The sequence below is a fragment of the Mycobacterium sp. E3298 genome (genome assembly GCF_001666895.1).
Lineage (GTDB): Bacteria > Actinomycetota > Actinomycetes > Mycobacteriales > Mycobacteriaceae > Mycobacterium.
Window position 1 is genome coordinate 1 of the sequence record NZ_LZJB01000501.1, and the last position, 10,187, is coordinate 10,187.

5 protein-coding genes and 2 pseudogenes are annotated in these 10,187 nt (G+C 68.7%); 1 reads left to right on the forward strand and 6 read right to left on the reverse strand.

All coding sequences use genetic code 11. The features are described 5' to 3' along the window. From treZ to A9X05_RS22745, 6 genes and pseudogenes are all read right to left on the reverse strand, one after another. A partial coding sequence (treZ, locus tag A9X05_RS22720) for a malto-oligosyltrehalose trehalohydrolase (protein WP_067784181.1) occupies positions 1–1,514 on the reverse strand: 1,514 nt, incomplete at its 3' end. Next, entirely contained in the window at positions 1,507–3,807 is a 2,301-nt protein-coding gene (treY, locus tag A9X05_RS22725; protein WP_067758263.1) for a malto-oligosyltrehalose synthase, read from the reverse strand. The genes treY and treZ, both read right to left, overlap by 8 nt. A gap of 3 nt (positions 3,808–3,810) precedes the next feature. After that, positions 3,811–6,003, reverse strand: a complete 2,193-nt coding sequence (glgX, locus tag A9X05_RS22730) for a glycogen debranching protein GlgX (protein ID WP_067784183.1) — start codon at positions 6,001–6,003, stop codon at positions 3,811–3,813. Between the two features lie 34 nt (positions 6,004–6,037). Next, positions 6,038–8,194 (reverse strand): acyltransferase family protein, encoded by a 2,157-nt coding sequence (locus tag A9X05_RS22735; protein ID WP_067758268.1) that lies wholly within the window; start codon positions 8,192–8,194, stop codon positions 6,038–6,040. A gap of 322 nt (positions 8,195–8,516) precedes the next feature. Beyond that, positions 8,517–9,176: pseudogene (gene ripD, locus A9X05_RS22740) on the reverse strand (NlpC/P60 family peptidoglycan-binding protein RipD); the annotation flags it as partial. A gap of 313 nt (positions 9,177–9,489) precedes the next feature. Beyond that, on the reverse strand, positions 9,490–9,942 hold the full coding sequence (locus A9X05_RS22745; RefSeq protein ID WP_067758281.1) for a hypothetical protein: 453 nt from the start codon (positions 9,940–9,942) through the stop codon (positions 9,490–9,492). A gap of 62 nt (positions 9,943–10,004) precedes the next feature. Between A9X05_RS22745 and A9X05_RS30075 the strand changes: the two are divergent. Continuing rightward, positions 10,005–10,187, forward strand: a pseudogene (locus tag A9X05_RS30075) (adenosylmethionine--8-amino-7-oxononanoate aminotransferase BioA); the annotation flags it as partial.

Genomic DNA, 10,187 nt, shown 5'->3' on the forward strand with positions numbered 1-10,187 from the left:
AGGTCGGGGTCGCGGTGCCGTAACGCGATCAGGTCGCGGTAGAACCGGTGCAGCCGGCCGTGCTCGCCGGAGTCCACCTCGGCCCAGTCGAGCTTCGAGCGCTGGAACGTCTGCGGGTCCTGCGGGTCGGGGATGTCGTCGGCGTCCCAGCCGTGCTCGGCGAATTCCGCCTTGCGCCCCTCCGCGGTGGCCTTGGCCAGCTCCGGTTCGGGATGCGAGCTGAAGAACTGGAACGGGGTCGACGCCGCATACTCCTCGCCCATGAAAAGCATTGCGGTGAAGGGCGTTCCGATGGCGAGCGCGGCCTTGATCGCCAGCTGGCCACCGGACAGGTTCTGCGACGGTCGGTCGCCGAGCGCCCGGTTGCCGACCTGGTCATGGGTGCAGGTGTACGCGACCAGCCGGGTGCCGGGGATCCCCGAGTTCTCGGTGGTGTCCAACGGGCGCCCGTGGCGGCGGCGCCGGAACGACGAATAGGTGGCGGCGTGAAAGTAGCCGTGGCGCAGCGTCCGCGCCAGGGTGGCCAGGCTGCCGAAGTCGGCGAAGTAGCCCTGGCGCTCGCCCGACACCGCGGTGTGGATCGCGTGGTGGATGTCGTCGGCCCATTGCCCCGTGAGGCCGTAACCACCCCGGTCGCGGGGGGTTATCAGCCGCGGGTCGTTGAGATCGCTCTCGGCGATCAGCGACAGCGGGCGACCCAATTGTCGTGACAGCCAGTCGGTTTCGGTCGCGAGCTCCTCGAGGATGTGGATGGCGGTCGTGTCCACCAGGGCGTGCACGGCGTCCAGGCGCAGCCCGTCGGCGTGGAAATCGCGCATCCAGCGCAGCGCGCACCCGATGATGTAACGCCGGACCTCGTCGGAGTCGGCGTCGGCGATGTTGATGCCTTCGCCCCACGGGTTGCTCGCCGACGACAGGTACGGGCCGAACTTGGGCAGGTAGTTGCCCGACGGGCCGAGGTGGTTGAACACCGCGTCGATCAGGACGCCCAGGCCCCGCGCGTGGCAGGAGTCGACGAACCGGACCAGGGCGTCGGGGCCGCCGTAGGGCTCGTGCACGCTGTACCACAGCACCCCGTCGTAGCCCCAGCCGTGCGTTCCGGCAAAGGAATTCACCGGCATCAGCTCGACGAAGTCGACGCCGAGATCCACCAGGTAGTCCAGCTTCTCGATGGCCGAGTCGAGGGTCCCCTCGAGGGTGAAGGTGCCGAGGTGCAACTCGTAGATCAGCGCGCCCTCGACCGACCGGCCCTGCCAGTCGTCGTCGGTCCAGGCGGCGCCGGCCGGGTCCCACAGCTGCGAGCGGGCGTGCACGCCGTCGGGCTGGCGGGGCGAGCGCGGGTCGGGCAGCACCGTGGGATCGTCGTCGAGCACGAACCCGTAGCGGGCGTCCGCTGCCGCGTCCACGGACGCGTGCCACCACCCGTCGTCCGAGCGCGTCATCGGGTGCACGCGGCCCTCGACGTCGAGCCGGACCAGCTCCGGTTTGGGCGCCCAGACCCGGAATTCAGTCATGGTGGCGCTCCAGCAGCACGACGGGCAGCTCGGCGAACAGTTGGGCCGCCGCCGTCGGCCCGTCCGCGATGACGCCGGTGAGGGCGTCCTTCCAGGTGCCCTCGGGCAGCGCCAGCACCGTGTTACCCCAACCGGTTTCGGTCAGGCGCACGGTCCACCGGGTCACCGCGACCACGATGTCGGAGCCCCGGCGGAAGGCCAGCACGTGATCGCCGGCGTCGCCATTGGCCAGCACGGGAACGTAGTCGCCGCGCAGGAAGGTGTCCGGATGGGCGCGGCGCACCCGAAGCGCGGTCGTGACCACCCGAATCTTGGGATGCTCCAACGCCTTCAGCGCGGCCCGCCGGGCGGCGTAGTCGACGGCCCGCCGATTGTCCGGGTCCACCAGGCTGTCGTCCCACAGTTCGGTGCCCTGGTAGACGTCGGGTATCCCGGGCACGGTCAGGGCGAGCAGCTTCTGGCCGAGCGCGTCGCTGGCGGCGTGCGGGTTGAGCTGGGCGACGAGCTCGGTCAGCTGGCCGGCCACCGGGCCGTCGAACACACCGTCCAGCCACCGGTGCACCGCGTCCTCGAACTCGGTGTCCGGGTCGTTCCACGAGGTATGCCAGGCCGCCTCCCGAATGGCCTTCTCGGCGTAACCGTGCAGCCGCTCGCGCAGCTCCGGGCTGACCTCACCGGTGACCGGCCAGACGCCGAAGATGTTCTGCCACAAGAACTGTCCGGTCGCCGGGTCGGGGGAGGGCGCGTCGATCTCCCAGCGGGCGAGGAACTCGGTCCACAGCGACGGGACCTGTGACAGCACCCCGATCCTGGCCCGCACGTCCTCGCCGCGCTTGGTGTCGTGGGTGGTCAGCGTCGTCATCGTGTGCGGCCACAGCCGGGCCCGGGTGGCGGCGCTGTGGTGGAATTCCGCCGCGCCGACACCGAAGCGATGCGGTTCACCCCCGACCTCGTTGAGCGACACCAGCCGCGCGTCCCGGTAAAAGTAGCAGTCCTCGACTGATTTGGCGGTCACCGCACCGCAGAGCTGCTGCAGCCGGACGGCCGGCTCGCCGCCCGGGGCCAGCGCGGCGGCGATCACCTGCAGCGCGGGCCCCAATTCCGGTGACTGTGCCTGTGTTTCGGCCAGCGCCGTGGGCATGATCGCCGACAGCCCCGGGTAGTCGCAGCGGTAGACGCCGATGTGGGTGAGCAGCGTGGCCACCGCTTCGGGCAACCGCGGGTGGTCGTCGCCGGCCGCGGCCACGATCGCGCGGCGCAGCCGGCGCAGTTCGCTCGCGAGGGTGTCGGTGGCCGCACGGATCTTGAGTTCCGCCAACATCTCCGGCGCCGCTCCGTAGTCCAGACCCGCCGACTCGACGAGCTCGGTGAGCGCGGGCGCGCCGCTGGGGTCGACGAAGACCCCGCCGATCTCCCGCAGCACGTCGTAGCCCGTGGTGCCGCCGATCGGCAGCGTGGGTTCGAGCGCCTCGTCGACCGCCAGGATCTTCTCGATCACGATCCAGGTTTGCGGCCCAACCGATTCTCGCAGCCAGGCCAGGTAGCCGCAGGGGTCGGAAAGCCCGTCGGGATGGTCGATGCGCACACCGTCGACGAGTCCCTCGGCGGCCCACCGGGCAACCTCGGCGTGGGTGGCGTCGAACACGGCGCGGTCTTCCTGGCGCAGCCCGGCCAGCGAGGTGATCGAAAAGAAGCGCCGATAGCCGCACACGCCGTTGCGCCAGCCCACCAGGCGGTAGTGCTGGCGGTCGTGAACCTCGGGCCCGGTGCCCTCGGCGGTGCCGGGCGCGATGGGAAGCGCCAGGTCGCCCAGCCGCAGCAGGTCCCCGTCGACGTGGAGGTCTGCGGCGTCGTCGTCGGAGCCCAAGATGGGCAGGACGATGCGGCCGTCCTCATCGAGGTCCCAATCGATGTCGAAATACGTTGCGTAGTCAGACGAACGGCCGTGCCGCAACACGTCCCACCACCATGCGTTCTGTTGGGGCTGGTCGATTCCCACGTGATTGGGCACGATGTCGACGATCAGGCCGACGCCGCGCTCCCGCGCCGCGGCCGACAGCCGCTCGAGGCCGTCGCGGCCGCCCAGCTCGGGGGAGACGGTCGTCGGGTCGGTGACGTCGTAGCCGTGATTCGACCCGGTGGCCGCGGTCATGATGGGGGACAGATAGAGGTGGGACACCCCGAGTTCGTCCAGGTAATCCAGCAGGCGTTCCGCGTCGGCGAAGGTGAACGCGAACCCGCTGGCCTCACCGCGCAGCTGCAACCGGTAGGTCGAGAGTATGGGAAAAGGCATGCGTCACATGGTCTTACGTAAGACCAGAAGCGATCGCCCGGGCAACGAGACCTTCTCTTCGGCATTCACCACCTGGTCGGCCTCACCCGTCGGGTGGTTGGTGTCCAGTTCCACGGTCCACTCCTGCGCATAGTCGTCGTTCGGCATCACGAACTCCACGGGTTCTTCGCCGGCGTTGAAGCACAACAGGAACGAGTCGTCGACGACCCGTTCACCGCGCGCGTTGGGCGCGGTGATGGCCTCGCCGTTGAGGAACACCGCCACACATTTGTGAATGCTCTCGCCCCAGTCCTCGTGCGTCATCTCCCGGCTGCTGGGATTCAGCCAGGCGATGTCGCGGACCTCGTCGCCGGTGCGGATCGGTTCACCCTCGAAGAACCGGCGGCGCCGGAATACCGGGTGGGTCTTGCGCAACGTGGTGACCTTGCGCGCGAAGGCCAGCAGGTCCGAATTCTTGTCGACCAATGACCAATCCATCCAAGACAATTCGGAGTCCTGGCAGTAGACGTTGTTGTTGCCGTTCTGGGTGCGGCCCAGCTCGTCGCCGTGCGCGATCATCGGCGTGCCCTGGCTGAGCATCAGCGTCGCCCAGAAGTTGCGCATCTGGCGACGGCGCAGAGTCAAGATGTCCGGGTCGTCGGTGGGCCCCTCGACACCGCAGTTCCACGAGCGGTTGTGGCTTTCGCCGTCGCGGTTGTCTTCGCCGTTGGCCAGATTGTGTTTCTCGTTGTAGGACACCAGGTCGTTGAGCGTGAAGCCGTCGTGGGCGGTGACGAAGTTGATGCTGGCGCTGGGGCGCCGTCCGGTCGCCTCGTAGAGGTCCGACGACCCGGTCAGCCGGGACGCGAACTCGCCTAGGGTCGCGGGCTCGCCCCGCCAGTAGTCACGCACAGTATCGCGATACTTCCCGTTCCACTCGGTCCACAAACCCGGGAAATTGCCGACTTGGTAACCGCCCTCGCCGACGTCCCACGGTTCGGCGATCAGTTTGACCTGGCTGACGATCGGATCCTGCTGAACCAGGTCGAAGAACGCGCTCAGCCGGTCGACGTCGTGCAGCTCTCGGGCCAGCGTGGCGGCGAGGTCGAAACGGAAGCCGTCGACGTGCATCTCGGTCACCCAGTAGCGCAGCGAGTCCATGATGAGCTGCAGCACGTGCGGGTGACGCGGGTTCAGGCTGTTGCCCGTGCCGGTGTAGTCCTTGTACAGCCGCAGGTCGGAGTCGACGAGCCGGTAGTACGCGGCGTTGTCGATGCCGCGGAAGTTGATCGTCGGCCCGAGGTGATTGCCCTCGGCGGTGTGGTTGTACACCACGTCGAGGATCACCTCGATGTTCGCCTCGTGAAGGCTGCGCACCATCGATTTGAACTCGGCGACGCTGGAGGTGCGATTGGCCGCGTACTGGTTGTGCGGCGCGAAGAACCCGAAAGTGTTGTAGCCCCAGTAGTTTCGCAGACCCAGGTCCAGCAGGCGGGAGTCGTGCATGAACTGGTGCACCGGCATCAGCTCCAGCGCGGTGACGTTGAGCGACTTGAGGTAGTCGATGATCACCGGGTGGGCCAGGCCGGCGTAGGTGCCGCGCAGTTCGGCGGGGATGCCGGGGTGGGTCTGGGTCATGCCCTTGACGTGGGCCTCGTAGATCACCGTTTCGTGGTACGGGGTCAGCGGCGAACGGTCCGAGCCCCAGTCGAAGAAGGGGTTGCTCACCACGCTGGTCATGGTGTGGCCCAGGGAGTCGACCATTGGCGGCGTCCCGGGGTCGGCGTCGTCACCGTCGGGGTGGACGGCCTTCATGTCGTAGGAGAACAGCGCCTGCCCGAAGGTGAAATCCCCGTGGAAGGCCTTGCCATACGGGTCGAGCAGCAGCTTGCTCGGGTCACACCGGTGGCCGGCCGCCGGGTCGAAGGGCCCGTACACCCGGAAGCCGTAGCGCTGGCCCGGCGAGATGTTGGGCAGGTAGGCGTGCCACACGTAGCCGTCGACCTCGTCCAGGGGAATCCGTGACTGGCCCCCGGCGTCGTCGATCAGACACAACTCGACCTTCTCGGCAATCTCGGAGAACAACGAGAAGTTGGTCCCCGCGCCGTCATAGGAGGCACCGAGGGGATACGGGTTCCCCGGCCAGACGGTGGCCAGTTTCGGCTGTTGGTTACCAGCTACGCCTGCTGCTGAAGCGTGATTGTCGGTCGGCACCATCTGACCTTATCCGCGGTCGGGGCAGCGGGGCGCGTCACCACCAACCGGTATTGGCCGCGATCTGGCGGCCCAATTCGCCCACCATGGTCCGTACGTAAGTGGGAGTCAGGTGGTGGGCGCCGTGGTAGATCAGCACGTTTCCCTCGACCGGCCGGCACACGTCGGCGCGGCAGATCGCGTCGGACATGTCGAGCACCTTCAGCAGCGGGAATTGTGTGACGAAGTCGAGGGTCTGATTGCGGTCGGAGAGCGCGTCGGAACGCTTGATCGCGCACGACTGGGGGCTGCCGCCCTTCTTGGCCAGGCAATCCGCCGGGTCGAATGGCTGGCCGTTTTTGACCAGCCACGGGGTGTCTCGCATGCCGAGGATCGGAATGTTGTTGTCCGAGAACCGCTGCCAGATTCCGATGTAGGTCGCCGGCATCACGTCGCCGGGCTTGATGTTCCACGGTCGGGTGGTGGTGGTGAACACGTAGTCGGGACGGTCGGCGATCACCCTGTCCATCGTCTGTTCGACCCACTGCCGGCACTGCGGGTAGGCGGCGTTGTTGCCCATGATCAACGGGACTTCCTCGGTGGACAACGGGCAGCCCATCTTGAGGTACGTCACCACTTTGAAGTGATGCATCTTGCCGAGCAGGTCGAGAGCGGGCAGCCAGTGTTCGGCGTGGGACCCGCCTGCCAGCGCGATCGTGCGGTCGGCGGCCACGTCGCCGTAGGTGCACGCCACCACCGCCGGGTTGACGAAGTCACTGATGCAGCCGTCGCGGGTGGAGACCGGCAGATCCTCCTTGACCTCCAGGACGCTGGGCCGCATCGGCAACGCGGGCACCCGCACGTGTTCGGTCAGGGCGCGCGCCCCCGGATAGTCCTGCGGGTTGAGCACGCTGAGCTCCTTGCCCGCGGCCCGCAGGACCGTGACGTGCTGGCGCCACGTGAACGACGTCGCGGTCAGCGTGACCCCCAGCAGCACGATCGCCGTCCCCAGCGCCATCGTGGGCCTGGGCAGGCGCGCCAGCCAGGCGGGCGCGGTCGCCGGTGACCTCCCTGCGGTCCGGTAGCGCAGCGGGTCCTCGACGAGCCGGGTGGTCAGGTAGGCCAGCAGGCCCGAGACGAGCAGCACCGCCGCACCCTCGACGAAGCCGGCGTGCCGGTGCCCGCTGAAAGACAGCCAGAAGATCAGCAGTGGCCAGTGCCACAGGTAAAGGGAGTACGCCATCGCGCCCAGCGCGACCAGCGGCCCGGCCGCCAGCAGGCGATTGGGCAGCGGCAGCCGGTTCCCGGTGGCGGGGCCGCCCTGCAGGTTGGCCCCCGCCAGAATCATCAGCATGGTGGCCCCGACGGGCACCAGGGCCCAGGGGCCGGGGAATTCCTTCACGCCGTCGATCAGCGCCCCGCACGAGACGATCGCCGCCAGCGCCAGGGTGGCCACGACCGTTCGCAACCACATCGGCCAGCGGATGGCAGGCACCAGCGCACCGACCAGCGCGCCGAGCAGCAACTCCCAGCCGCGCGCGAAGCTGTTGTAGTAGGCGGCCGCCTGGTCACCCTGATGAGCCACGATCGCGTAGACGAACGACGCCACCGTCAGCGCCGTCAGCAGCACCAGGAACAGGGTGCGCAGCCGGCGGCCCAGCGGACGCCTGAACAGGTAGGCGCACGCGGCGATCAACAGCAGGAAGCCGACGTAGAACTGGCCCTGCACCGACATGGACCAGATGTGCTGCAGCGGACTGACGGCCTCGCCGGCGCGCAGGTAATCGGACGCCGTGTTGGCCAGCTCCCAGTTCTGGTAGTAGCCGAGGCTGGCGAGGCTCTGGTCGGCGAAGGTCTCCCAGCGGGTCTCCGGTTGGACCAGGATGGTCAGCACCGCGCACCCGGCCAGCACCACGACCAGGGCGGGCACCAGGCGGCGCACGAGCCGGACCACCTCCGCCACCGGCGACAGGGTGACGGCAGGGTTCAGCGCCGCGCGAATGATCTTGCCGCCGAAGAAGAATCCGGACAGCGCCAAGAACACGTCGACGCCGCCCGAGACCCGGCCGAACCAGATGTGGAAGACGGCCACCAGCGCGATCGCGATGCCGCGCAGGCCGTCCAGGTCGTAGCGGTAGAACCCCGAATTGCGCGCCGCCGTACCGACCGGTTCCGCGGTCGCGACCGGTCGGTGAGACGGGGACAGGATCGGCATGATCGATCGCTAATTTACCGAAAACCGCCACCCGCTCCGGTTTAGGAGCAGGTGGCGGCGGTCGGGGGTCCCCGAAAAGCCGGGGAATTTACCGGGCGGTGCCGGGCGCCGGCGGGAGGAACGGCGATTGCTGCGGCGGCAGCAGCTGCACCGGGGCCTGCGGTGCCGGAAGTTGCTGCGTCGGCAGCTGCTGGACCGGTGCCTGCGGCACGGGAACCCGTTGCAGCGGGGCCTGTTGCAGCGGCGCCTGCGGGGCTGGGAGCTGCTGCACCGGCGCCTGCGGCACCGGGAGCTGGCCGGACTGCTGCTGCAACGGCGCCTGCTGGACCGGGGCCTGCTGCGTCGGGAGTTGCTGGACCGGGGCCTGCTGCGTCGGGAGTTGCTGCACCGGCGCTTGCTGCGTCGGCGCCTGCTGCGCGGGCAGTTGCTGCACCGGTGCTTGCTGCGCCGGAGCCTGCTGCGGCAGCTGCTGGACCGGCGCCGGCTGGACCCCGAGGACCCGGACCAGGTAGGGAGCCATGCCGTTGGCGCGCACCGGCGACACCTGGACGACGTCGCCCACCTCGAGCATCTGGTTGTTGCCCAGGTACATCGCGACGCTTTGGGTGCCCTCGGGGCCGTAGAAGATCATGTCGCCCTTTTGCGCTTGCTGGGGCAGCACCTTCTGGCCGACCCGGTAGATCGCCCCCGACGAACGCGGCAGCTTGATGCCCGCGCCGGCGTACGCGTACTGCATCAGGCCTGACGCGTCGAATCCGACGGTGTTGATGCCCGTCCCGGTGCCGCGGGTCGGGCCGTTGATCCCGCCGCCGGCCCAGGAGAACGGCACGCCCCGCTGCGACAGCCCGCGCGCGATCACCACGTCGGCGGCCTGCTGGTAGTCCATCGGCCGGATGCCCGGGTCGGCGGAAGCGACCACGGGAGCGGCCATCGGTGCGGCGAACAGCGCCAAACCGATCGCGAAGGCGTAGATGCGTTTCATTGTCTTGGCCTCTCAGGGGCTCACTGGCCTCAGCGCGGTGACTTCGCGCGTCCGCCGCCGTTCCATGACTGGGCGACAGCCTCCCCGTTGGGACCGACGCCGCTGCATGACACTTGCGGATGTGAACAGCGGTCCTGTTTTCACATCAGTCACTGCAGCCACTCTGACAACAGAAGTTGTTAGCCGCCAGGCCCCGGCGGGATTTTTTGTCGGAACGTGACCGGACGGTGACTGGGCGGCCCAAATCCGGGTGCGCAGTTGTGATTTGGGTCTCAGTCGCGCGGGCGCCGGCCGGACCGGGGCGCGGCGGCGCCTACGCCCAATAGCGTTCGCTGAACACCGTCAGCAGCGAGCCGACGAGGGAGCTGAGCATGATCAGCGCGAGGGCCAGGACCGGCCAGAAGGACATGTACCAGCCCTTCAGGAGCGAAACGACCGGCCCGAGGACCGCGGCGGCGATTGCAGCCCCGATGCCGCCCCACACGATCGGGCGGATGTAGTAGTCGACCCCGAAGGGCACCGGCCCGCACGTCTCGTCGGCGCAGACGTGCTCGAGGAAGCCGAAGAGGCGGTCCGGCCACGCCGTCGCGGTGGCCAGGACGATGAGCAGCGCCAGCAGCGCGACGGTGCAGGCGACGTCCCAGGGGGCCAGCCGCACCCGGATGACCCGCGGCGCCTCGTCGTCGTAATTGGCCAGCAGGGAATTGGTGGTCGCGGTCGGAGGGGCGCCCGCGGCGGGTTCACCGGGGGTTTGCGGCGTAGCCATCGGATCCCATGCTCCCCGATGGGCGGATTTTGTGCGACTCGGCTGCTTTACCCTCGATCACTATGCCTGCGGCGAGGGCCGGGTTGACCCCCGGGCAGATCAGCGCGATCGACGCTGCGCACCTGTGGCACCCGTACAGCACCATCGGCGGCGAAGCCGTCGCGCCGGTGGTCGCGGTCGCCGCGCGGGGGGCCACGTTGACGTTGATCCGGGACGGCGAGCCGATCGAGGCGCTCGACGCGATG